Annotated in this window: 19 protein-coding genes and 1 riboswitch; of the genes, 7 read left to right on the top strand and 12 right to left on the bottom strand. The window is 66.1% G+C overall.

All coding sequences use genetic code 11. The features are described from left to right. The first annotated feature begins 93 nt into the window (after nucleotides 1-93). The 3 genes from AC1EJR_RS09440 to AC1EJR_RS09430 are packed head-to-tail and all read left to right on the top strand — an operon-like array spanning nucleotide 94 to nucleotide 2,743. Nucleotides 94-543, top strand: a complete 450-nt coding sequence (locus tag AC1EJR_RS09440; protein ID WP_092293275.1) for a TRAP transporter small permease — start codon at nucleotides 94-96, stop codon at nucleotides 541-543. Next, nucleotides 534-1,817: a TRAP transporter large permease gene (locus AC1EJR_RS09435; RefSeq protein ID WP_092292289.1), complete on the top strand. Its 1,284-nt coding sequence runs from the start codon at nucleotides 534-536 to the stop codon at nucleotides 1,815-1,817. Before AC1EJR_RS09440 ends, AC1EJR_RS09435 begins: the two co-directional genes overlap by 10 nt. Continuing rightward, nucleotides 1,790-2,743, top strand: coding sequence for an aldose 1-epimerase (locus tag AC1EJR_RS09430; RefSeq protein WP_477113004.1), 954 nt, complete (start codon nucleotides 1,790-1,792; stop codon nucleotides 2,741-2,743). Before AC1EJR_RS09435 ends, AC1EJR_RS09430 begins: the two co-directional genes overlap by 28 nt. A gap of 67 nt (nucleotides 2,744-2,810) precedes the next feature. Here the strand turns inward: AC1EJR_RS09430 and AC1EJR_RS09425 are convergent, their stop codons facing one another. Together AC1EJR_RS09425 and pepN are read right to left on the bottom strand one after the other, a co-directional pair. Further along, nucleotides 2,811-3,827, bottom strand: a complete 1,017-nt coding sequence (locus AC1EJR_RS09425) for a class 1 fructose-bisphosphatase (protein ID WP_092292291.1) — start codon at nucleotides 3,825-3,827, stop codon at nucleotides 2,811-2,813. A 93-nt stretch (nucleotides 3,828-3,920) separates the two neighbouring features. Beyond that, nucleotides 3,921-6,632, bottom strand: a complete 2,712-nt coding sequence (gene pepN / locus AC1EJR_RS09420) for an aminopeptidase N (protein ID WP_477146988.1) — start codon at nucleotides 6,630-6,632, stop codon at nucleotides 3,921-3,923. A gap of 183 nt (nucleotides 6,633-6,815) precedes the next feature. Here pepN and AC1EJR_RS09415 point away from each other — a divergent pair, with 183 nt between their 5' ends. Together AC1EJR_RS09415 and AC1EJR_RS09410 are read left to right on the top strand one after the other, a co-directional pair. Then, nucleotides 6,816-7,541: a DUF4136 domain-containing protein gene (locus AC1EJR_RS09415; RefSeq protein WP_441591933.1), complete on the top strand. Its 726-nt coding sequence runs from the start codon at nucleotides 6,816-6,818 to the stop codon at nucleotides 7,539-7,541. A 183-nt stretch (nucleotides 7,542-7,724) separates the two neighbouring features. Continuing rightward, on the top strand, nucleotides 7,725-10,046 hold the full coding sequence (locus AC1EJR_RS09410; protein WP_092292297.1) for an NADP-dependent malic enzyme: 2,322 nt from the start codon (nucleotides 7,725-7,727) through the stop codon (nucleotides 10,044-10,046). A gap of 130 nt (nucleotides 10,047-10,176) precedes the next feature. On the opposite strand, the gene AC1EJR_RS09405 is transcribed toward AC1EJR_RS09410, so the two are convergent. From AC1EJR_RS09405 to AC1EJR_RS09370, 8 genes are all read right to left on the bottom strand, one after another. After that, the gene (locus tag AC1EJR_RS09405) at nucleotides 10,177-10,422 is read right to left on the bottom strand and encodes a hypothetical protein (protein ID WP_092292299.1); all 246 of its coding nucleotides are present in this window, start codon (nucleotides 10,420-10,422) and stop codon (nucleotides 10,177-10,179) included. 183 nt (nucleotides 10,423-10,605) lie between these two features. Beyond that, complete coding sequence (locus AC1EJR_RS09400) at nucleotides 10,606-11,223, bottom strand: hypothetical protein (protein WP_477113002.1); 618 nt, start codon at nucleotides 11,221-11,223, stop codon at nucleotides 10,606-10,608. A 49-nt stretch (nucleotides 11,224-11,272) separates the two neighbouring features. After that, entirely contained in the window at nucleotides 11,273-11,950 is a 678-nt protein-coding gene (locus tag AC1EJR_RS09395) for a VIT1/CCC1 transporter family protein (RefSeq protein WP_092292303.1), read from the bottom strand. Nucleotides 11,951-12,186: 236 nt separating this feature from the next. Then, nucleotides 12,187-13,302 carry a porin gene (locus tag AC1EJR_RS09390; RefSeq protein ID WP_092292305.1) on the bottom strand — a complete coding sequence of 372 codons (1,116 nt, stop codon included), beginning with the start codon at nucleotides 13,300-13,302 and terminating at the stop codon, nucleotides 12,187-12,189. Nucleotides 13,303-13,447: 145 nt separating this feature from the next. After that, nucleotides 13,448-13,969, bottom strand: a complete 522-nt coding sequence (uraD, locus tag AC1EJR_RS09385; protein ID WP_092292307.1) for a 2-oxo-4-hydroxy-4-carboxy-5-ureidoimidazoline decarboxylase — start codon at nucleotides 13,967-13,969, stop codon at nucleotides 13,448-13,450. Further along, complete coding sequence (gene puuE / locus AC1EJR_RS09380) at nucleotides 13,966-14,910, bottom strand: allantoinase PuuE (protein WP_092292309.1); 945 nt, start codon at nucleotides 14,908-14,910, stop codon at nucleotides 13,966-13,968. Before puuE ends, uraD begins: the two co-directional genes overlap by 4 nt. A gap of 228 nt (nucleotides 14,911-15,138) precedes the next feature. After that, entirely contained in the window at nucleotides 15,139-16,545 is a 1,407-nt protein-coding gene (locus AC1EJR_RS09375) for a nucleobase:cation symporter-2 family protein (RefSeq protein WP_092292311.1), read from the bottom strand. Nucleotides 16,546-16,716: 171 nt separating this feature from the next. Beyond that, complete coding sequence (locus AC1EJR_RS09370) at nucleotides 16,717-17,463, bottom strand: GntR family transcriptional regulator (RefSeq protein WP_441591938.1); 747 nt, start codon at nucleotides 17,461-17,463, stop codon at nucleotides 16,717-16,719. Nucleotides 17,464-17,818: 355 nt separating this feature from the next. Between AC1EJR_RS09370 and uraH the strand changes: the two genes are divergently transcribed. Together uraH and AC1EJR_RS09360 are read left to right on the top strand one after the other, a co-directional pair. Next, nucleotides 17,819-18,172, top strand: a complete 354-nt coding sequence (gene uraH, locus AC1EJR_RS09365) for a hydroxyisourate hydrolase (RefSeq protein ID WP_092292315.1) — start codon at nucleotides 17,819-17,821, stop codon at nucleotides 18,170-18,172. Nucleotides 18,173-18,203: 31 nt separating this feature from the next. Next, nucleotides 18,204-19,412 (top strand): urate hydroxylase PuuD, encoded by a 1,209-nt coding sequence (locus tag AC1EJR_RS09360; protein ID WP_092292317.1) that lies wholly within the window; start codon nucleotides 18,204-18,206, stop codon nucleotides 19,410-19,412. Nucleotides 19,413-19,540: 128 nt separating this feature from the next. Here AC1EJR_RS09360 and AC1EJR_RS09355 read toward each other — a convergent pair whose 3' ends face one another. Both AC1EJR_RS09355 and AC1EJR_RS09350 read right to left on the bottom strand, forming a co-directional pair. Then, entirely contained in the window at nucleotides 19,541-20,119 is a 579-nt protein-coding gene (locus AC1EJR_RS09355) for a TMEM165/GDT1 family protein (RefSeq protein ID WP_092292319.1), read from the bottom strand. A gap of 63 nt (nucleotides 20,120-20,182) precedes the next feature. After that, nucleotides 20,183-20,390, bottom strand: a riboswitch (yybP-ykoY riboswitch). 68 nt (nucleotides 20,391-20,458) lie between these two features. Further along, entirely contained in the window at nucleotides 20,459-21,628 is a 1,170-nt protein-coding gene (locus tag AC1EJR_RS09350; RefSeq protein WP_092292321.1) for a fatty acid desaturase, read from the bottom strand. Nucleotides 21,629-21,765: the final 137 nt, after the last annotated feature.

Below are 21,765 nucleotides of genomic sequence, written 5' to 3'. Positions count from 1 at the left end.
CCGGGGCCCGCTCCGGCGCCTGTCACCAGCCCCGCTGGCCCCGCCGGCGTCAACTTCTACACCCGCTTCTGCGCCACGCTGGCCCGCGCCTGCATGGCGCTGGGCGTGACCGGGCTCGTGCTGCTGGTCCTTGCCGTGCTTACGCAGGTGTTCGGCCGCTACGTGCTGAACGACACGCCCACCTGGGCCGAAACCATCGCCATGCTGCTCGTGCTCTACGTGACGATGCTCGGTACGGCCGTGGGCGTGCGCGACGCCGGCCACATCGGCCTGGAGTCCCTGCTGGTGCTGCTGCCCGAACGCATCCGTACCAAGATCGAGCTGCTGATCCACGTGCTGGTCGGCACCTTCGGCGCGGTCATGGCCTACAACTGCGCGCTGCTGGCGCTGTCCGTGGCGGACTACAAGCTGCCCACCCTCGGCATCTCCGAGGGCTGGCGCTATCTGCCGCCGGTGATCGCCGGCGCGCTGATCGTGCTGTTTTCGATCGAACACATCATTGCGGTGCTGAAAGGCACGGAAGTGGAGCCGGCATGGCACTGATCATTCTCTCCATCAGCTTCTTCGGCCTGCTGGTCCTTGGCGTGCCGGTGGCGTTCTCGATCGGGCTGTCGGCGGTCATCACCATCCTGTACGAGGGCCTGCCGCTGGCCGTGGTGTTCCAGCAGATGACCTCGGGCATGAACGCGTTCTCGTTCCTGGCCATCCCGTTCTTCATCTTCGCCGGCGAGCTGATGCTGTACGGCGGCATCGCGGACCGCATCGTCAACTTCGCCAAGTCGATGGCCGGCCATGTGCGCGGCGGGCTGGGCATGTCGAACGTGCTGGCGTGCACGCTGTTCGGGGGCGTCTCCGGCTCGCCGGTGGCCGATGTGTCGGCCATGGGCGCGGTGATGATCCCGATGATGAAGCGCGAGGGCTACCACGCCGACTACGCGGTCAACGTGACCACGCACGCGGCGCTGGTCGGCGCGCTGATGCCGACCAGCCACAACATGATCATCTACACGCTGGCGGCGGGCGGGAAGGTGTCGATTGCCGCGCTGATCCTGGCCGGCGTGCTGCCGGCGCTGATCCTGACGATCTGCAACCTGGCCGCCGCCTACTTCGTGGCGCGCAGCCGGGGCTATCCGGCGGGCAAGTTCCCGGGCTGGGACATCGTCGGCCACTCGCTGGCGGCGGCGCTGCCCGGGCTGTTCGTGGTGGTGCTGATCCTGGTGGGCATCCTGTCGGGCGTGTTCACGGCGACGGAGTCGGCGGCGGTGGCGGTGCTCTACGCGCTGGCGCTGACTGTGCTGGTCTACCGCTCGCTGACGCGCGAGCAGTTCGTCAAGGCCGCGGCCAAGGCGGTCAAGACCACCGGCGTGGTGCTGCTGCTGATCGGCATTTCCGGCACCTTCGGCTACCTGATCAGCCTCTATGGCGTGGCCGAGCTGACCGGGCAGTTCCTGAGTTCGCTGTCCACCAGTCCGTGGATGATCTTCCTGATGGTGAACGTGATGCTGTTCATCCTCGGCACCTTCCTGGACATGGCCGCGACCATCCTGATCTGCACGCCGATCTTCCTGCCCATCTGCCAGCACTTCGGCATGGGGCCGGTGCAGTTCGGCATGATGATGCTGATCAACTGCGCGCTGGGGCTGAACACGCCGCCGGTTGGCACGACGCAGTTCGTCGGCTGCGCCATCGGCGGGGTGTCGGTGGGGCAGGTGATGAAGACGATCTGGCCGTTCTACGGGGCGCTGCTGGCGGCCCTGCTGATGGTCACCTACGTGCCGGCGTTCTCGATGTGGCTGCCGGACCTGCTGCTGAAGTGAGCGGCTGGCTGACCCCCGGCGCACTGCACACCGTGCGCGCGGGCGCCCACGTCCTGACCGTGGCGCCCGCCGCCGGTGGCCGCATGGCCGCGCTGACCACCACGCGCGCCGATGGCACCGCCATCGACTGGCTCGCACCCATGCCGGCCGAGGCGCTGCGCGAGGGCTTCGAGGCCCGCGCCTGGCCCAAGGCCGGCAGCTATCCGCTGCTGCCGTATTCGAACCGCATCCGCGATGGCCGCTTCCGCTGGCAGGGGCGCGAGGTCCAGTTGCCGCCGCATCCGGGCCAGCCGCACGCGATGCATGGCTTCGGGCACGTCCGGCCGTGGCAGGTGGTGGAATCTCAGGAAAATGCGATCACGCTGGCGCTCCAGCATCCGCCCGGCACCGACTGGCCCTGGGCCGTGCTGGCGCGGCAGTCGCTGGTGCTGGACGAGGCGGGCCTCGCCGCCGCGCTCGACATCCGAAACGTGGGGGATACGCCGATGCCGGTGGGCGGCGGCTTCCATCCGTTCTTCGCCCGGCCGCCCGGTCTGCGTATCCAGTTCGATGCGGCCCACGTCTGGCCGGCGGACGGTGACGGGGTGGCCACGGGCCGTGCGGCCATCGGGCGGCGCGAGGCCTTCCTGCGCGAGCGTCATCTGCCCGATGCGGACCTCTCCGTCTACTACAGCGGCTGGAAGCGCCAGGCCACACTGCGACGCGCGGACGGCGCCACGCTGACCCTGCGCGCCGCCGAGCCGCTCGAGCATCTGATCCTCCATGCGCCCGGCGGGTGCGACTTCGTCTGCCTGGAGCCGGTCTCGCACGTGGCTGACGCCGTCAACCTGTGCGCCCGGGGCTGGGAGGGCACCGGCCTGCGCGCGCTGGCGCCCGGGGAGTCGGTCACGTTCCGCATGCAGTGGCTCATCGAGGTGCCGCGCTGATATGCAAACAGGGCGCCGGAGCGCCCTGTCTTGTCCTGCATCCCCCTATATATAGAGAGGGACTGGCTTACGCCTTGCCTTCGGCTTCCCGGTGGGCGCGCGTGATGCGGTCCACCTCGTTCTTCGAGCCGAGCACCACCGACACGCGCTGGTGCAGCTGCGTCGGCTGCACGTCCAGGATGCGGTCGTGGCCGTTTGTGGCCGCGCCGCCGGCCTGTTCGACCAGGAACGCCATCGGGTTGGCCTCGTACATCAGACGCAGCTTGCCCGGCTTCTCCGGCTCGCGCTTGTCCCACGGATAGAGGAACACGCCGCCGCGGGTCAGGATGCGGTGCACATCGGCCACCATCGACGCCACCCAGCGCATATTGAAGTTCTTGCCGCGCGGGCCTTCCTCGCCGGCCAGGCATTCGTCGATGTACTCGCGCACGGGCGGGGCCCAGTGACGCATGTTCGACATATTGATCGCAAATTCCTTGGTGTCTTCGGGAATCTGCACGTCCGACTGGGTCAGCACGAAGCTGCCAGCCTCGCGGTCCAGCGTGAACATGTGCACGCCGTTGCCGACCGTCAGCACCAGCGTCGTCTGCGGGCCGTACACGGCATAGCCGGCCGCCACCTGATGCGTGCCTGGCTGCAGGAAGTCCTGCTCGGTCACGGTCTGGCCCGGCTTGGGCATGTGCAGTACCGAGAAGATCGTGCCGATCGACACGTTCACGTCGATATTCGACGAGCCGTCGAGCGGATCGAACAGCAGCAGGTACTCACCCTTCGGATAGCGGTTCGGGATCTCGTAGAACGAGTCCATTTCCTCCGAGGCCATCGCCGCCAGGTGGCCGCCCCACTCGTTGGCGTCGAGCAGCACTTCATTGGCGATGACGTCCAGCTTCTGCTGGGTCTCGCCCTGCACGTTGCCGGTGCCGGCCGAGCCGAGCACGCCCGCGAGGGCGCCCTTGCTCACGGCGTTGGAAATGGCCTTGCAGGCGCGCGCCACCACCTCGATCAGCAGCCGGAGCTCCGGCTGGATCGTGTTGTGCTTGCGCTGCTCCTCGACCAGATAGCGGGTGAGGCTGATGCGTGTCATGTGGTTCTCCTTCGATGGCCGCAATTCTACATGTCTGCCGCTACGGACATGGCAGTTTTACGAATGGTTGCCGCTCCGTCCTCACCCCCGGGGTCAGGCAGCCAGCGACTTGCCGACGATCTCCCGCACGTCGCGCGAGAGCGTCTGGCACGCCGCCACGCGCTCCAGCGCGGCGCGCATGCGGTCCCGCAGCGGCAGCGCGTATTTCTGCCAGCGATCCATCACCCGCGCCAGCCGGGCGGCCACCTGCGGGTTGATGGCGTCCAGCGCCAGCACCTGATCGGCCCAGAATTCGTAGCCGGAGCCGTCCTCGGCATGGAACTGCGCCGGATTGCCCGAGCAGAAGCTGAAGATCAGCGAGCGCGCCCGGTTCGGGTTGCGCAGGTTGAAGGCGGGATGGTCCATCAGCGCGCGCACAGTGTCGATGGTGCGCTTGCCGGCGTGCGGGCCCACGTCGCCACGCTGCATGCCCTGGAGCGAGAACCATTTGTCGATGACCAGCGCATCCTGCTCGAAGCGCTGGTAGAAGTCCGCCAGCGCGTGCTCGCGGCCCGGCGCGAAGCTGTTGACCAGCGCCGAGAGCGCCGCGGCGCGGTCGGTCATGTTGTCGGCCTGCTGGTAGTGGGTGTCGGCCAGCGCCTGCATGGCGGCGTCGCCGCTGTCGGCCAGATAGCCAAGCGCGAGGTTGCGCAGCGCGCGGCGGGCCATCGCGTCCGCATCGGGGCTGTACGGCCCCGGAGTGGCGTTGGCTTCATATGCGGCCAGCCACTCGCGTTGCAGCGCGCTGGCCAGGCCTTCGCGCATGAACAGGCGGGCATGGTGGATCGCGGCCGGGTCGGCCACGCCCATCCGCTCGGCCAGATAGGCTTCGGCGGGCAGCATCAGCGCCTGCTCGCGGAACGCCGGGCTCAGCGAGCCGTCCGTCAGCACAGCGCGGAAGGCGGCCACCAGCGCCGGATCGAGCTTCAGTTCGCGGCCGGCCTGCACCTCGCCCACCAGTTTCAGCAGCGCGCGCGTGGCCAGGCGCTGGCCGGCTTCCCAGCGGTTGAAGGCGTCGCTGTCGTGGGCCAGCAGGAAGGTCAGTTCGGCATCGGAATATTCATAGTCGACGATGACCGGCGCCGAGAAGTCGCGCAGCAGCGAGGGCAGGGGCGCCTTGTCGCCGCGCGGCAGCCCGGTGAAGCGGAAGGTCTGCTCGGCCTGCGTGAAGTCGAGCACGCGGGTGGTGCCACGCGGGGTGGCTTCCCCGGCGGACTCGCCTTCGAGGTGCAGCGGCAGGTCGGCGCCATCGGCCCCGATCAGGCCCACCGCGAACGGGACGTGGAACGGCTGCTTCTCGGGCGTGCCCGCGCGGGTCTCGATGCCGACCTTGGGGCAGCGCTGGGTCAGCGTCAGCGCCAGCGTGCCGGCGGCGCCGTCCCACGCGGTCTTCACGCTGACCACCGGCGTGCCGGCCTGGCTGTACCAGAGCCCGAACTGGGTCAGGTCGCGGCCGTTGGCGTCGGCCATGGCGGCGCGGAAGTCGTCGCAGGCCACGGCCTGGCCGTCATGGCGCTGGAAGTACAGGTCCATGCCCTTGCGGAAGCCGTCGCGGCCCAGCAGGGTCTGGTACATCCGCACGACTTCGGCGCCTTTCTCGTAGACCGTGACGGTGTAGAAGTTGTTGATTTCCTCGTAGCTGTCCGGGCGCACCGGGTGGGCCATCGGGCCGGCATCCTCGGGGAACTGCACCTGGCGCAGCACGCGGACGTCCTCGATCCGCTTCACCGCGCGGCCGGATTCGGAGCCCATCATGTCCGCCGAGAACTCCTGGTCGCGGAACACCGTCAACCCTTCCTTGAGCGAGAGCTGGAACCAGTCGCGGCAGGTCACGCGGTTGCCGGTCCAGTTGTGGAAGTACTCATGCCCCACCACCGACTCGATATTGGCGAAGTCCACGTCCGTGGCCGTCTGCGCATTGGCGAGCACGTACTTCGTATTGAAGATGTTCAGGCCCTTGTTCTCCATCGCGCCCATGTTGAAGTCGCTCACGGCGACGATCATGAAGCGGTCGAGATCGAGTTCCAGGCCGAAGCGGCGCTCGTCCCAGCGGATGGCATGGATCAGGGAGTCCATGGCGTGGCGGGTCTTGTCGAGGTCCTGCGGCTCCACCCAGACCTGCAGCAGCTTTTCCTTGCCCGATGCGGAGGTGATGCGTTCCTCGATGCAGGCCAGCTTGCCGGCCACCAGCGCGAACAGGTAGGACGGCTTGCGGAACGGGTCTTCCCAGACGGCCTCGTGCCGGCCATCGGGCAAGGCGCGCTCGGACAGCAGGTTGCCGTTGGAGAGCAGCACCGGACTGGCGGCGCGGTCGGCGCGCAGCGTGACGCGGTAGGTCGCCATCACGTCCGGGCGATCGAGGAAATAGGTGATGCGGCGGAAGCCTTCGGCTTCGCACTGGGTGAAGAAGTTGCCGTTGGAGACGTAGAGGCCGGACAGCGTGGTGTTCGCCGCCGGATTGCAGGCAGTGGTAATGACGAGTGTGCCTTGCGCCGGCAGGCCGGTCAGCGTGAGCGTGCCGGCGTCTTCCTTCGTGCTGGCGAACGGCTGGCCGTCGAGGGTCACGCCGAGCAGTTCCAGCGCTTCGCCGACCATGACCAGCGGGGCGTCGCCGGCCGCGCCGGGCGCGCGCTGGAAGGTCAGCGTGCTGGCGACGACGGTGCGTTGCGGGTCCAGCTCCAGCACCAGGTCGACGTGGTCGATGGCGAAGGCGGGCAGAGTATAGTCCTTGCGATAGACGGTAACGGGCGTATCGGTGCGCAGCATGGGGAATCCTGTCTTCGGAGTGACCGGGGGCGGGCGCCACGGCGGGTGGCGGTGCGGAGGTTCCGCGGAAGTCCCCATTGTAGCCAAGGGCGGCGGGGAATTCCGGGAGAGCGCCCGTGTCTGAAGTCTGGTAGGACGAACGAACAAGAACGAGGTATCGCGATGTGGAATGCCGTGGCAGGGATGGGTCGACGGGCCGTGGTGGCGCTTGGAGCGCTGGGGGTATTGGGTTTGGCTGGCTGCGCCAGCACGGTGACCACCGAGGTCACCGCCTTCCGGCAGGCCGGGTGGCAAAACGACGCGCCGCGCACCTACGCCTTCGAGCGTGCGCCGATGCCGGCACCGGCCGGTCAGGCAGGGCAGGCCGGGCAACCCGCCGCCCAGCAGCCGCAGGCCCAGCAGTTCTCCGCGCAGGACTCCCAGCTCGAATATGAGACCTACCAGGCGTGGCTGGCCGACGCGCTGGCCGGCGTGGGCTTCGAGCAGAAGCCGCCGGCGCAGGCGCGCTACCTCGTCAGCATGGACTACGGCGCCGTGCCCGGCATGGTGCGCGTGGCCGAAACCTACTATTCCGATCCCTGGTACGGCCCGTGGGGACCGTACTGGGGGCCGTACGGCGGCTACTACCGGCCCTATGGCCCGTGGGGATGGGGGCCGGGTTATCCGGGCTACTGGCCGCCGCAGACCGTGGTGCGCGACGTGCCGGTGACGTTCTCCAGCCTGCGCATCTTCTTCAAGGACGCCGCGAGCGGCAAGCGCGTGTACCAGATCACGGCGCGCAACACCACCGAGGGCGGCAGCCTGGCGGGCGTGATGCCGTACATGATCCGCAGCGCGCTGACCGAATTCCCGTCCGAGAGCGGCCGGCCCCGGCGCGTGACGCTGGAAGTCGACAAGGACAAGAAGTAATCCCCGGCGCGGCGCATGGGACGCGCGCTGGTTCATCCATAAGACAAGGCGATTGCCTACCGTGCGGTAAAAGGAGTTTTGCGCGTGAATCGCGCAAAAACCCCCGCCAGCACGCGGCAAAGCGCAACCAGCCGCGAAATGGCTGGGCTAGAATGGCTCCTCGATTTTTTCCGGTACGAGCAAATGAGCAGCAAGACAAGCGGTGATGCACCGCAACATGCCCCCAATAGCCCTGAAGCGCAGTTGCGTCTCGCCGCGCTGGAATATCACCGCAGCCCGACCAAGGGCAAGATCCAGGTAACCGCCACCAAGGCGCTGTCCAACCAGCGCGACCTGTCGCTGGCCTACTCGCCGGGCGTGGCCTACGCCTGCGAGGAGATCGCCAAGGATCCGTCGATGGCCGCCGAGTACACCTCGCGCGCCAACCTCGTGGCCGTGATCACCAACGGTACCGCCGTGCTGGGCCTGGGCGACATCGGCCCGCTGGCCGGCAAGCCGGTGATGGAAGGCAAGGGCTGCCTGTTCAAGAAGTTCGCCGGCATCGACGTGTTCGACATCGAACTCGATGCCCGCGACCCGGACAAGATCGTCGAGATCGTCGCCGCGCTGGAGCCCACGCTCGGCGGTGTGAACCTCGAGGACATCAAGGCGCCCGAGTGCTTCTATATCGAGAAGAAGCTGCGCGAGCGCATGAACATCCCCGTCTTCCACGACGACCAGCACGGTACGGCCATCATCTCGGCCGCGGCGCTGCTGAACGGCCTGAAGGTGGTGGGCAAGGAAATCGGCAGCGTGAAGGTGGCCGTGTCGGGCGCCGGCGCCGCTGCCATCGCCTGCCTGGACACCATGGTGAGCCTGGGCCTGAAGCGCGAGAACATCTCCGTGGTGGACTCGAAGGGCGTGATCTATGTGGGCCGCGACGCCAACATGGAAGTCAACAAGGCCCGCTACGCGCAGGACACGTCCAACCGCACGCTGGCCGACATCGTCAACAACGCCGATGTGTTCCTGGGCTGCTCCACCGCCGGCGTGCTGACCGGCGAGATGGTCAAGACCATGGCCAACAAGCCCATCATCCTGGCGCTGGCGAACCCGGAACCGGAAATCCGCCCGGAAGTGGCCAAGGCCGCGCGCCCGGACTGCATTATCGCGACGGGTCGGTCGGACTATCCGAACCAGGTCAACAACGTGCTGTGCTTCCCGTACATCTTCCGTGGCGCGCTGGACTGCGGCGCGACGAAGATCACCGAGGAAATGAAGCTGGCCTGCGTAAAGGCGATTGCCGAGCTGGCCGAAGCCGAGCTGAACGACGCCGTGGCCGCCGCCTACGGTGGCCGTGAGCTGAAGTTCGGCCCGGACTACATCATCCCGACGCCGTTCGACCAGCGCCTGATCGAGAAGATCGCGCCGGCCGTGGCGAAGGCCGCCGAGGAATCGGGCGTGGCCACGCGTCCGATCCAGGACCTGGAAGCCTATCGCCAGCAACTGACGCACTACGTCTACCACACCGGCCTGATCATGAAGCCGGTGTTCTCGGCCGCCAAGGCTGCGCCGAAGCGCGTGGCCTACGCCGAGGGCGAGGAAGAGCGCGTGCTGCGCGCCGTGCAGGGCGTGGTGGACGAGGGCCTGGCCAAGCCGATCCTGATCGGCCGTCCGCACGTGATCCAGATGCGCATCGAGAAGGCCGGCCTGCGCCTGCGCCCGGGCGTGGACTTCGAGCTGATCAACCCCGAGGATGATCCGCGCTACCGCGCCTATCACGAGGCCTACCACACGCTGCGCGGCCGCGATGGCGTGACGCCGGACATGGCCAAGGTGGCGCTGCGCCGCTCGAACACGCTGATCGGCACCATGCTGATGCATATGGGCGATGCCGATGCACTGCTGTGCGGCACCGTGGGCCGCTTCGAAGCCCACCTGGAGCACGTGCGCGACGTGATCGGCCTGGCGCCGGGCGCCAAGGTGTTCGCCGCGATGAACGCGCTGATGCTCGAGAAGTACACGCTGTTCATCACCGACACGTTCGTGAACGACGACCCGAGCGCCGAGGAACTGGCCGCCATCACGCAACTGGCCGCCGAGGAAATCCAGCGTTTCGGCCTGCACCCGAAGGTGGCGATGATGTCGCACTCGATGTTCGGCTCGTCGAACCGCCCGTCGGCACGCAAGATGCGCGACGCCGCCGCGATCCTGGCCAAGGTGGCGCCGCAACTGGAAGTGGAAGGCGAGATGCAGGGTGATGCCGCCCTGGTCGAGGACGTGCGCCGTCACTTCCTGCCGAACACCAAGCTGGCCGGCAGCGCCAACCTGCTGGTCATGCCGACGCTGGATGCCGCCAACATCGCCTTCAACCTGCTCAAGATCACGGGCGGACAGGGCGTGACGGTGGGCCCGATCCTGCTGGGCGCGGCCAAGCCGGTGCACATCCTGAACCCGCAGGCCACCACGCGGCGTATCATCAACATGACGGCCGTGGCCGTCGCGGAGTCGAGCGCGGTGCGCTAAGCCGCGCTACCTGCCGAAACCGCCGGTACCAAAGAAAAACCGGGCCTGAGGAAACTCAGGCCCGGTTTTTTCATGTCGGTGCGCTGGCAGCGTCTGCCGGGGTTGCCAGCGCGTCGGCGGGGCGATTGCACTATTGCAGCACGTTGTACTGCTCCCGCATTACCACGATGATCGAGCGTGCCGCTGCCATGCGATGGGACAGGTCGTCGAAGGTATCCTCGCGAAAATCAACCTCAGCGCTCCAGTTGCAACCCGTATGGTCCGGCTGGTGCACGCGCATCGCGTGAAGTTCCGCCTCGCCGCATTCAGGGTTGTTGTCCAGGCACTGGCTCAGGATAGCCATCAATTCCGACCGGGTCTTCGCATAGCGCCTCATGAGTCACCTCTTTGGTTCGCCGCGGGATTCGCGCTGGTTCGTGGTCCGGCCCACAGTCCGGACAATTAATCTATGCAGCGGGCGGGGCAGTCGCCAATTGAATCCGCCTATGGAGCGCCGGCTTCCGATCCTGGCATCTATCCCGCAGCGCAGCAATCGCCGCCGTCCTGGCCATCCGCTGCGCTAGAACGCGATCCCCATCGACACCACCACCACCTGCGCCGACGAAGCAGGATTGAACCAGTACACGCCCGCGGTGACCCGCTTGAACGTCACCTGCGCAAACGGACCGCGTTGAATGTCGCGATCCGACTGATAGGCGCGCGTCCGCTGCACCGCCAGGCCGAGCCGGAGCCAGTCCGCCGGCCGATAGGCGAGTTCGCTCCACGCGTAGACGTAGCTCGATTCGCGCTCGCGCTGGTCATGCACGTATTCGATCTCGATGTAGTAATCGAACTTCCGCCAGGCAAGACTGGCCTCCAGGCCGCCGATCGGGCCTCGGACGTCGCCGCCGACCCAGCCCACGATCGGCGTAGCGGAGTAGGTGAGGGCTTCGCCGCCGGCGAACGTCCACCCGACGAAGGCCGACATCGCGCGTCGCGCCTCGTAGTTGACCCGCGTCTCCAGACGCAGCGCGCCAACATTCGCGCCGACGATGCCGGTCACATACTGCTCGCCATGACGCGGTATGTTCCAGTAGGCCGTGGCGGCGAGGCTTTTCTCCGGGCCGCCGGCTTCCGTCTCGTTTTCCCCCGCTTCGGCATGCGCGTCCTGGCAGGCCATGGTGATCGCCATTGCCATGCCGACGCCGCCGACGCCGCCGACTATCGCCCGGCATCGGGGGCCCATGTCAGCCACCCAGTGCGATGACCGCCATGGTCAGCGCCAGACCCAACGCCAGCATGCCGATGCCAGCGCGTATGGCGCCAAAGCCTGCATAGTGCCCGAGCGCCATGCCACCCACGAACAGCATGATCATCGAGAGCGCGCGTGAGATCAGCAGCGCAAGCGGCACGTGGTCGATCAGAACGAACGGCAGTGCCACCGGGAACGTCGACAGCACGACGATGAAGAAAATGCGCACCGCGCCAAGCCAGTCGGCGGCGTCGAGGGCGGGGCGCGACGGCAGGGTGGTCGCGCCGGCCAGCCGGGTGCGGATGGCTTCGAGTTCGGCGTCGTCGACCAGCGTCCTCATCACCGGCGGCAGCGTGTCGCGGATGATCCGCACGGCTTCCGCGGGATCGGCGGCGTGCTGCACCGCCAGCGCCAGCTTGATCCGCTGGCCGCGGTTGGCCAGCGTCCGCACGAGGAACATGACCGCGTCGACGAGCCCCCAGGCAAGGTTGCAGCCCAAGGCCGCGCGTAGCATCAGGTGCCCTGCGTCTGGACCGACCGAAGTGGAGACGGCGCCCACAAACGTCAGGGCCATGAACAGTCCAAACAACATCTCTGACACGCGATCGACGACATCGAGCACGGGCTCGCGTGTTTCCGCTGCGTTCTCGATGGCGATCTGATTCGGATTCATGAGGCGTCGTTCCTCGCAAAGTGCCGCCAGCCTGACCTATTTATAGGCGGATTTTTGCAAGGATTCGCTTGGCCGAAAGGCCCGATCGCGCCAATCGCCGCTGGTAGCCGGAATGAGGACGCGATGGGGCGTGCATCATGATGCACCGTCCGTGTGCGGCCCAAAAAAAATGCCGTCCAGCACCTGGCTGGACGGCATCGCCGCCGAAACGGCCTCTTACTGACCGGTGACCCGGATCAGAACTTGTGGCGCATGCCCACGCCAAAGGTATCGCCGTGCTCGAGGCCGGTGATCTTGTCGTAGAAATACGCTGCGTACACGTCGGTGCGCTTCGACAGGTTGTAGTCGTAGGCCACCGCGAACGTGTTGCGCTTGAAGCTGGCCACTTCGTTCAGCGTCTTCACGTAGCCGTACGACGCCAGCACGTTACCCGCGCCCACCGGCACCGAGACGCCGGCCTGGCCGTCCATGTGCTTGATGTCGCCGTTGACGTTGGCGTTGACGTCGCTCTTGATGTACTGGCCCTGCGCGAACACCTTCACGACCTTGAAGTCGTACGACAGGCCGACCTGCACGGCGTTCTGCTTGTCGAAGCCCTGGATGTACGGGCTGTTGGGGCTACCGGTGGAGCCGGTCAGGTCGCCCGGCGTGCTGTCGAACTTGACCTGCTGGTAGGCCACCGTCGCGGCGAAGTTGCCGGCGAAGTACGTCAGGTTGGCGCCGAACTTGTTCTTGCTGTTGTTGCCGGCCGACTCACCCAGGCTGTAGATGAAGTTGGCGGTCAGGCCGCCGAACGTCGGCGTGGAGTAGACGATCGAGTTGTTCCAGCCCGAATCGCCGATGATGCCCGGATCGTACAGCCGGCCGTTGTTGACCGTGAAGTACGTGTGGAAGATCTGCGGCGAGAACACATACGAGTCGACGAGCGGGTTGAACAGGATCGTCGAGACGAAGTACGGCGTGGTGTTGCGGCCGAGCTTGACCGAGCCGTAGGTGTTGTTCTGCAGGCCGACGTAGGCATTGCGGCTGAACATCGAGTCGCCGTTGAAGCGGCCCATCGAACCGGTGTCGGTGCGGAAGAAACCGTTCAGGTCGAAGATGGCCTTGGTGCCCATGCCCAGGTCCTCGACACCCTTGATCCCCCAGTACGACGTCTGCATGCCGCCCGAATTGGCCACAAAGGCCCGGTCGCCGTTGCCCGGGCTCTTGACGCCACCGACGAACATGTCGGCCTGGCCGTACAGCGTGACGCTGGACTGGGCCATGGCCGCGCCGGAAAAGAGCATGGCGGCGACGGCCGCCAGCTTGATCGCCGGCTTGGACGCCGGCTTGTAGTTGTACTGCTTCTGCATGGTAAAGACCTCCGTGGTTGTGATGCCTGCTCAGAACGTTTCTTGTGTGTGCCGGAACCCTTCTGGGTCTCTCTGGTGTGCCGAACGTTGCTGCCTATCTTTCTCTCTCTCTTCTCCAGTTGCCGCGCGATGGGTGACGCGGCGACTAAGTCGCGGATACTAAGTCGTTCAGCCGGAACTGCGCAATGCGATGAATCTGATTGATGCAACTTTGCAACTCCACCTCGGGCGGGTTTTCGAGGCGGCTTGCAAAAGCGTCGATGATGCCGTGGCGGTCATAGCCGCGAACGGCCAGGATGAACGGGAAGCCGAATTTCTGGTTGTAGGCGGCGTTGAGCGCCTGCAGTCGTTCGAACTCCTCGGCCGTGCATTGGTCGAGTCCCGCGCCGGCCTGCTCGCGCGTGGATTCCGCAGTCAGCTCGCCGCGCACCGCGGCCTTGCCGGCCAGCTCCGGGTGGGCGCGCACCAGCTTGAGTTGGGCGGCCTCGCCCGCGGCATCGACGGCACCGCGCAGCGCAGCGGCCAGCGCGGCGGCATCGGCGAACGGGCGCTGCCGTGCGGCCGTCTCGGCGAACCAGGGCGAATGCTCGTAGATGCCGCCTAGTACTTCGACGAATTCGGCCTCGGGCATCGTATTGAGTTGGGCGAGGGTGTAGGTCGTGCTCATGCCTGGCTCCCGTGCGGATGGGTCTCGATCCAGTGTCGGGCGATGTCCACGCGCCGGCAGATCCATACCTTGTCGTGCGCTTGCACGTAGTCGAGGAAGCGCTGCAGCGCGCGGAAGCGCCCCGGGCGGCCGAGCAGCCGGCAGTGCATGCCGATCGACAGCATCTTGGGACGGTCCTGGCCCTGGGGGTCGCCCTCGGTATAGAGCACGTCGAACGCGTCCTTCAGGTACTGGAAGAACTGGTCGCCCGTGTTGAAGCCCTGCGGCGTGGCGAAGCGCATGTCGTTCGAGTCGAGCGTGTACGGCACCACCAGATGCGGCTTCTTCTTGCCGCCGGTGACTTCCACCTCGGTCCAGAAGGGCAGGTCGTCGCCGTAGTAGTCGGCGTCGTATAGCAGGCCGCCGTGCTCGACCACCAGCCGGCGCGTGTTGGGGCTGTCCCGGCCTGTGTACCAGCCGAGCGGCATTTCGCCAGTCAATTCCTTGATGATTTCCATCCCGATGCGCATGTGCTCGCGCTCGGTGGCTTCGTCGATGTTCTGGTAGTGAATCCAGCGCCAGCCGTGGCAGGCGATCTCGTGGCCCAGCTCGACGAACGCGCGCGTCAGCTCAGGATGGCGCTGGAGCGCCATCGACACGCCGAAGATCGTCAGCGGCAGCTTGCGCTGCTCGAACTCGCGCAGGATGCGCCAGACCCCGGCGCGCGAGCCGTACTCATACACGCCTTCCATGCTCATGTGCCGCTCGGGATAGGCCGCGGCACCGATGATCTCGGACAGGAACTGCTCGGAGCCGGCGTCGCCGTGCAGCACGTTGTTCTCGCCGCCTTCCTCGTAATTGAGCACGAACTGCAGCGCGATGCGCGCGCCGCCCGGCCAGCGGGCGTGCGGCGGGTGGGCGCCGTAGCCGATGAGATCGCGTGGATAGTTATCGTGTGTCATCTCTTATATGTCTGCTTCAGGAGAAATCTGCTGCTCGCATGAGCGAAGGTTTCGATTGTTGTCATCGCCCCTGGCTGAAGCGACTTCACTTACGCAAAGCGCGTGCCAGAGGCGTCTCATGCGAGTCCGGCGTTGTTGACATGTTTTAGCGATGGTTGCGTACCAAATACCGTCAAGAACTGTCGGACAAAAATGTTGAATACGATTGTTGGATCAGGATTGTCGGGCTCACTCCGTGCCGTGGGAGTTGGCCGCCGCGTTGCGCATGGCCTCGTCGGCGGACTGCATGCCGTTGAAGAACAGGTTCAGCACGACCGCGACGATGGTGCCCAGCACGATGCCGCTGTGCGTGAACGGATCGGTCCACTTGGGCAGGTACTGGAACAGCGTGGGCGAGAGCGTCGGGATCATGCCGAAGCCGATGGAGATCGCCACGATGAACAGGTTGTGCCGGTTGCGCGTGAAGTCGCAGCTACCCAGGATGCGGATGCCCGATGCGGCCACCATGCCGAACATCACGATGCCGGCGCCGCCGAGCACGAACTGGGGCACCGACGCCACGATGTGCGCCATCTTCGGGAACAGGCCGAACGCGATCAGGATCACGCCGCCAGCCGCCGCCACGTAGCGCGAGCGCACGCCGGTCACGGTGACCAGGCCCACGTTCTGCGAGAACGAGGTATACGGGAAGGTGTTGAAGATGCCGCCGATCACGGTGCCCAGGCCGTCGGCGCGCAGGCCGGCGGTCAGGTCGTTGCGGCTCAGCTTGCGGCCGGTGATGTCGGAGAGGGCCAGGAACATGCCGGTGGACTCCACCAGCGTGATCAGCATCACGATGCACATCGACAGGATGGCCGTGATCTCGAACGTCGGCATGCCAAAGTGGAACGGCGTGATGACGGCCACGAAGCTGGCGTCGCCCAGGCCCTCGAACGAGACCTTGCCGAACGCCGCCGCCACCACCGTGCCGATCACGATGCCGAGCAGCACCGCGCAGTTGGCGATCAGCCCCCGGCCATAGCGCGAGAGCAGCAGGATCACCAGCAGCACTAGGCCGGCGATGGCCAGGTTGCCGAGGTCGCCGTAGGCGAGGTTGGGCACGTCCTTGACCACGCCGTCGATCACGCTGCGCGTGGTCGGCTGCCCGCCGCCGGCCCAGTTGATGCCCACCCGCATCAGCGACACCCCGATCAGCGTGATCACCGTGCCGGTCACCACGGGCGGAAACAGCCCGAGCATGCGCCCCATCATCGGCGCAATCAGCACGCCGAACACCCCTGACGCGATCACCGCGCCGTAGATGCCGAGCAGGCCCACGTTGGGGTCGTTGCCGATGGCGATCATCGGCGCCACCGAGGCAAACGTCACGCCCATCATCACGGGCATGCGGATACCGAACTTCCAGAAGCCGATGGCCTGGATCAGCGTGGCGAGCCCGGCCGCGAACAGGTCGGCATTGATCAGGAACGCCAGCTGGTCCTTGGGCAGCTTGAGCGCCCCGCCGACGATGAGGGGCACGGCAACGGTGCCGGCGTACATCACCAGCACGTGTTGCAGGCCCAGCGCCAGCAGGCGCCCGGAGGGCAGCCGCTCGTTGGTGAGGTCCGTGGGGACCGTGGTGCTTGCGGAAGTCATGGGTGTGTCTCCTCTCCTTTGGTTTTGATGGGAACGCGCGCCGGGGTCCATGGCCTCTTGTTGTTATGAGGGTCTCGCGCCGTGCCTCTGTCGGGCGTTGCGGGCGTCGAGATTTGTGGGCCTGGCATCGGCAACAGGGGTGTGCTGTTGTCCGGCGGCGGGAACATCGCGCTAGGTGGAGCGGCCCAGCACGCTGCGAAGATCGAAATTGCCGGGTTCGTCCGGCTGCACGCGGTCCGCGCAGGCGCCAAGGTGGTGCGCCATGCGTGACTGGGCGAGGGCGGCGTCGCCCTGTTCCAGTGCGTCGAGAATGTCGTCGTGTTCGTCGAACGAGCACGCGTTGTGGCCGGGGGCCTCCACGCTGGCGATCATCAGCGTGGTGCGCGAGACCAGCCGGCGCATCATCGTCACCAGCAGGGCATTGCCGGACAGCTCGGCCAGCGCGGTGTGGAATTCAGCCGAGAGCCGGATCCAGCGCGGGCGCTCATGCGTCAGGAAGGCCTGCCGTTCGGACTCCACCATCTTGCGCAGCGGGGCGATCACGGTGCGGACGTTGGGCAGGCTGGCGAGCTTCTCCAGCACGGCGCGCTCGAGCATCTGGCGCAGCTCGAACATGTCGTGCGCCTCGTCGGTGGACGGGCTGGCGATGAAGGCGCCCCGGTTCGGTTCGAGATCGACCATGCCGTCCGCGGCCAGCCGGGAGAGCACCTTGCGCACGGTGTGGCGCGCGGTGGCATAGATCTCGCAAAGCGAATGCTCGGTCAGCTTGGTGCGGGGCGGCAGCCGGTGCTCCATGATCGCGTCGTAGATCTCGTGGTACATGCGCTCCTCCACGGAGCCCTTGCGGGCTGGCTTGTTGTCGGAGGGGGTGGACTGGGCTTCGGCCACGGCGGCAATCAGTTTGAGATTCTTGGACATCCAGGGCACTCGCAAGGGAGACAGAGGGGATGATCGGGAGGCGCAACGATCCTGGCGAGTGGGTATCAAGCCGACATCAGGCGTCTTGACACTGGTCATGTCATCGCGTGGATCTAAAAATTGTTGACAATTATTTGGATATGCAAGCACTATTGTCAACAAAACCTGAGAAGGTTTTCGACAAGTACGGGAAATCCCCGAGTTGTCATCCGGGTTGGGCGGGCGCATTGTCGCCACGCACCAATCCAGCGCCGGGATGCGTTAAATGACGTACCGAGCGGGCATCATTCCCACAAATGGTGCTAGTGAAGGCAGCGGCGCCCCTCACAACCCACACCCGCAAAGGAAGAACAGGATGGGACGCTTGACCACTCACGTTCTCGACACGGCCGCCGGCACGCCCGGCAAGGCGATGTCGGTCACCCTTCATAAAATTGTCGACAATCGCCGCGAGACGCTCAAGCGCCTCGTGACCAACCACGATGGCCGTTGCGACCAGCCGCTGCTGGAAGGCGATGCGCTCGTGGCAGGCGTGTACGAACTCGAGTTCGGCGCCGGCGACTATTTCCGTGCCCAGGGCGTGCAGTTGCCCGAACCGGCATTCCTCGACGTGGTGACGCTACGCTTCGGCATTGCCGACACCGCTGCGCACTACCACGTGCCCCTGCTGGTGTCGCCGTGGTCGTACTCGACCTACCGCGGCAGCTGAGTACCAGGCGGACGGGAAAAGGAGACAAGTCATGGAAGGTTACATTCTCGACTGGGCCAACATGCTGTTGCGCTGGGTGCACGTCATCACGGCCATCGCGTGGATCGGTTCCTCGTTCTATTTCGTCTGGCTCGACAACAGCCTGACGCCCCCCGGCGATCCGGCCCTGAAGGAGAAGGGCGTCGGCGGCGAACTTTGGGCCGTGCATGGCGGCGGGTTCTACAACCCGCAGAAGTACATGACCGCGCCCAAGTCGCTGCCCGAGAACCTGCATTGGTTCTATTGGGAGTCCTACTCCACGTGGATGACCGGCTTCGGCCTGCTGGTGGTGCTGTACCTGTTCAACGCCAGCACCTACCTGATCGACAAGAACGTGTTCGACATGTCGCCCGGCGCGGCGGTCGGCTTCGCGGTCTCGTACCTGATCATCGGCTGGGTGGTCTACGACTCGATCTGCCGGCTGTTCGGCAAGAGCGACCGCCTGGTGGGCATCCTGGTGGCGGTGTTCGTGGGCGTGGCGGCGTATGCGGCCTGCCACATCTTTTCGGGCCGCGCGGCGTTCCTGCTGACCGGCGCGATGATCGCCACGATCATGAGCGGCAACGTGCTGATCTGGATCATCCCGGGCCAGCGCAAGGTCGTGGCGGCGCTGAAGGCCGGCCAGCCGGTGGACCCGATCCACGGCAAGCGCGGCAAGCAGCGTAGCGTGCACAACACCTACTTCACGCTGCCGGTGCTGTTCGCGATGCTGTCGAACCACTACAGCATGACGTACGCGCACAAGCAGAACTGGCTGGTGCTGATCCTGATCATGCTGGCCGGCGTGCTGATCCGCCAGTTCTTCATCCTGAAGCACAAGGGCAAGATCAACGTGGCGTGGCCGGCTGCCGGCGTGGCGCTGCTGGGTGTGGTGGCGGTGATGATTGCGCCGCAGCCGCGTCCGCAAGTGGCCAGCAACGCCGCGGGCGACGCCGCCAACGCGGTGAGCTTCGCCAAGGTGCAGGAAATCGTGAACGCCCGCTGCGTGCAGTGCCACGCGGAGGCGCCCAAGATGATGCCGACTGCCGCCAAGGGCATCAAGCTCGATACCGTCGACGAAATCAAGGCGCATGCGCAGCTGATCTACCAGCAGGCGGTGCAGCAGAAGGCCATGCCGCTGGGCAACGTCACGCAGATCACGGAAGACGAGCGCGCGCTGCTGGGCCAGTGGTTCGAGGGCGGCGCGAAGACCACCAACTGAATTTGACCGGGCATCGGTGATCGACGGTCCGGGGCTGTGCAGTCCCGGCGGCCGGCAGTACCGGACCGGCGAGGGTTTGAACGGGGCGCAAGCCCCGTTTTTTTATAGCGCGACGACTCTGGCTTGTCTCAGTGGCCGCCGACGTTGAACAGCGCCAGCAAGCCGAGCACAAGGAAGATCACCGCGGCGATCTTGTGCACGAGGGCGATCGGCATCCGGTTGGCGAAACGGTCGCCGAGCAGCACGGCGGGCGCGTTGGCCAGCATCATGCCGAACGTGGTGCCTGCCACGACGGCCAGCACTTCGCCATGGAAGCGTGCTGCCAGGGCCACAGTGGCGATCTGCGTCTTGTCGCCCATTTCGGCGAAGAAGAAGGCGACGATCGTGGTGCCGAGGATGCTCAGGGCACCGTTGGCCGGCTTGGCTTCCTCTGCCTCGTCGAGCTTGTCCGGAATCAGCATCCAGCCGGCCATGGCGATAAAGCCGAGGCCGAGGATCCAGCGCAGCAGGTTGGCGCCGAGCACCTGCGTGATCCAGCCGCCGAGCGCGCCGGCGAAGCCATGGTTGACGAGGGTGGCGATCAGGATGCCGGCGATGATCGGCAGGGGTTTGCGATAGCGTGCGGCCAGCACGAGCGACAGCAATTGCGTCTTGTCGCCCATTTCTGCGAGCGCGACGATACCTGTGGAGACGAGGAACGATTCCATTCTTATAGGATTGATACCGGGCCGCACACGCATCGCGAGATGCCAATGACGCACACCTTTCCCGGCCCGGCCAGAAAGGTATGGTCATCGGTCTCGCCAGGCGTTGGACATAGGAGTCAGGCACGAAGCCCGCTCGGGTCCTGCGCTGCGTACGCCATAACCGTTGATGCTGGACACCACGGTCAAGTCTGTTGACGTACGCCCCTGTCTGCCGTGTGCCGCATTGCGCGGCGCGGTGAGACGAGGGCGGCTACTCCCCAATGGAAGTCGTAATTGTACTAAAAGGCGGCGGACACTGTCCACCGCCTTTGGCATGGCTGTTGGGAAATGCGGGTCAGGTCAGACCGGCACGGGCGAGTTGTCGCTGGTCTGGCGGCCGCGGAAGTCGGTCCAGCACAGGGCCTTGAAGTCGTACAGCTTGCAGCGGCGCGCCGTGCGGAAGTACCAGCGCCACGAGAAGTTCTCGATGATGATGCGGCCCGGCAGCGCATGCTCCAGCAGGGCCTGGGCGCGCTTGAGCCGGTACAGCGGCACGCTCATGTCCACGTGGTGCGCGGTGTGCTCCATGATGTGGTGGAGCGCGGCGCCGATGCCGAAGCGGAAGCGCAGGTGCACGGTGGTCGAGACGAACGGCTGGGCCTTGGCCCACATCGGCTTGGTGTCGTACCACGCCACGCTCGTGTGCGTGTGGTGGACATACAGCACGAAGCCCACGGTCAGGTTCCAGATCAGGAAGGGCAGCACGAAGCCGGCGCCGACCAGCCCCAGGACCGACTGGTCCGTGGCCACGGCCAGCCAGGCCAGCGCACCGATCCAGATGGCGCCGAAGGTGGCCACCAGCGTGCAGTCCCACATGAAGATCGCGCGGCGCGTGGCCATCTGGCGCTTGCTCGGGAAGAACAGCTTGAACCACCAGATCTCGATCAGGTAATAGAGTCCGGCGCCGAAGCCATTGCGGTAGACCCGCTCCATCACCCGGCGCCAGCGCGGCAGCGCGCGGAATTCCTCGAGCGAGTAGGGCGCCCAGACGAAGTCGAAGCCCTTGAGGTTGGTGTACCCATGGTGGACCACGTTGTGGCCGACTTCCCACAGGCTGTAGGGCGTGAGCGACGGCAGGAACGTCAGCCGGCCGAGCCATTTGTTCAGGCCACGGCGGTCCGTCAGGCTCTGGTGGCAGGCATCGTGGCCGATGATGAACAGCCGGGCGATCACCAGACCCAGCAGCACGCCGAGGCCGAGCTTGGCCCACCACTGCGGCGCCAGGACCACGCCGGCCAGCACCGCGGCGAAGATCGCGTAGTCGAGCGCGAACAGCGTCAGCGCGCGTGCCACGCTGCGCTCGCCGAGCGGAATCAGCCAGCCACGGATGGTCTTGCGGTTAGGGAAGGGGGCCTCGAAGGCGATGGGTTCCGGCAGGGGAACGCCGGCGAGCTTGCGGGGCGGGTGGGCAGGGTGGGAAGCCGGCTCAGCAGTCTGGGCCGGCGATACATCCAGAGATCGGGCAGTCATGTCAGTCTTTTTGGGTCTGTCTTGGCGCACCCGATAGCCGGGGGCGGGCAATGCGACAGCCTAGAAGGCTTTGATGACGGTTGTGTTGATGCTGGTCAAGGCGGACGGGCGACAACACGTATTTGCCTGCTGTCCGT

It is taken from the genome of Cupriavidus sp. 05T42, from assembly GCF_056396345.1.
This window is presented reverse-complemented; position numbering and strand designations above follow the sequence as displayed.

Coding starts and splice junctions, on each gene's coding strand:
- AC1EJR_RS09440 (WP_092293275.1), top strand. CDS start 94: ATGGCGCTGGGCGTGACCGGGCTCGTGCTGCTGGTCCTTGCCGTGCTT.
- AC1EJR_RS09435 (WP_092292289.1), top strand. CDS start 534: ATGGCACTGATCATTCTCTCCATCAGCTTCTTCGGCCTGCTGGTCCTT.
- AC1EJR_RS09425 (WP_092292291.1), bottom strand. CDS start 3,827: ATGACACGCATCAGCCTCACCCGCTATCTGGTCGAGGAGCAGCGCAAG.
- pepN (WP_477146988.1), bottom strand. CDS start 6,632: ATGCTGCGCACCGATACGCCCGTTACCGTCTATCGCAAGGACTATACT.
- AC1EJR_RS09415 (WP_441591933.1), top strand. CDS start 6,816: ATGGGTCGACGGGCCGTGGTGGCGCTTGGAGCGCTGGGGGTATTGGGT.
- AC1EJR_RS09410 (WP_092292297.1), top strand. CDS start 7,725: ATGAGCAGCAAGACAAGCGGTGATGCACCGCAACATGCCCCCAATAGC.
- AC1EJR_RS09405 (WP_092292299.1), bottom strand. CDS start 10,422: ATGAGGCGCTATGCGAAGACCCGGTCGGAATTGATGGCTATCCTGAGC.
- AC1EJR_RS09400 (WP_477113002.1), bottom strand. CDS start 11,223: ATGGCAATGGCGATCACCATGGCCTGCCAGGACGCGCATGCCGAAGCG.
- AC1EJR_RS09395 (WP_092292303.1), bottom strand. CDS start 11,950: ATGAATCCGAATCAGATCGCCATCGAGAACGCAGCGGAAACACGCGAG.
- AC1EJR_RS09390 (WP_092292305.1), bottom strand. CDS start 13,302: ATGCAGAAGCAGTACAACTACAAGCCGGCGTCCAAGCCGGCGATCAAG.
- uraD (WP_092292307.1), bottom strand. CDS start 13,969: ATGAGCACGACCTACACCCTCGCCCAACTCAATACGATGCCCGAGGCC.
- puuE (WP_092292309.1), bottom strand. CDS start 14,910: ATGACACACGATAACTATCCACGCGATCTCATCGGCTACGGCGCCCAC.
- AC1EJR_RS09375 (WP_092292311.1), bottom strand. CDS start 16,545: ATGACTTCCGCAAGCACCACGGTCCCCACGGACCTCACCAACGAGCGG.
- AC1EJR_RS09370 (WP_441591938.1), bottom strand. CDS start 17,463: ATGTCCAAGAATCTCAAACTGATTGCCGCCGTGGCCGAAGCCCAGTCC.
- uraH (WP_092292315.1), top strand. CDS start 17,819: ATGGGACGCTTGACCACTCACGTTCTCGACACGGCCGCCGGCACGCCC.
- AC1EJR_RS09360 (WP_092292317.1), top strand. CDS start 18,204: ATGGAAGGTTACATTCTCGACTGGGCCAACATGCTGTTGCGCTGGGTG.
- AC1EJR_RS09355 (WP_092292319.1), bottom strand. CDS start 20,119: ATGGAATCGTTCCTCGTCTCCACAGGTATCGTCGCGCTCGCAGAAATG.
- AC1EJR_RS09350 (WP_092292321.1), bottom strand. CDS start 21,628: ATGACTGCCCGATCTCTGGATGTATCGCCGGCCCAGACTGCTGAGCCG.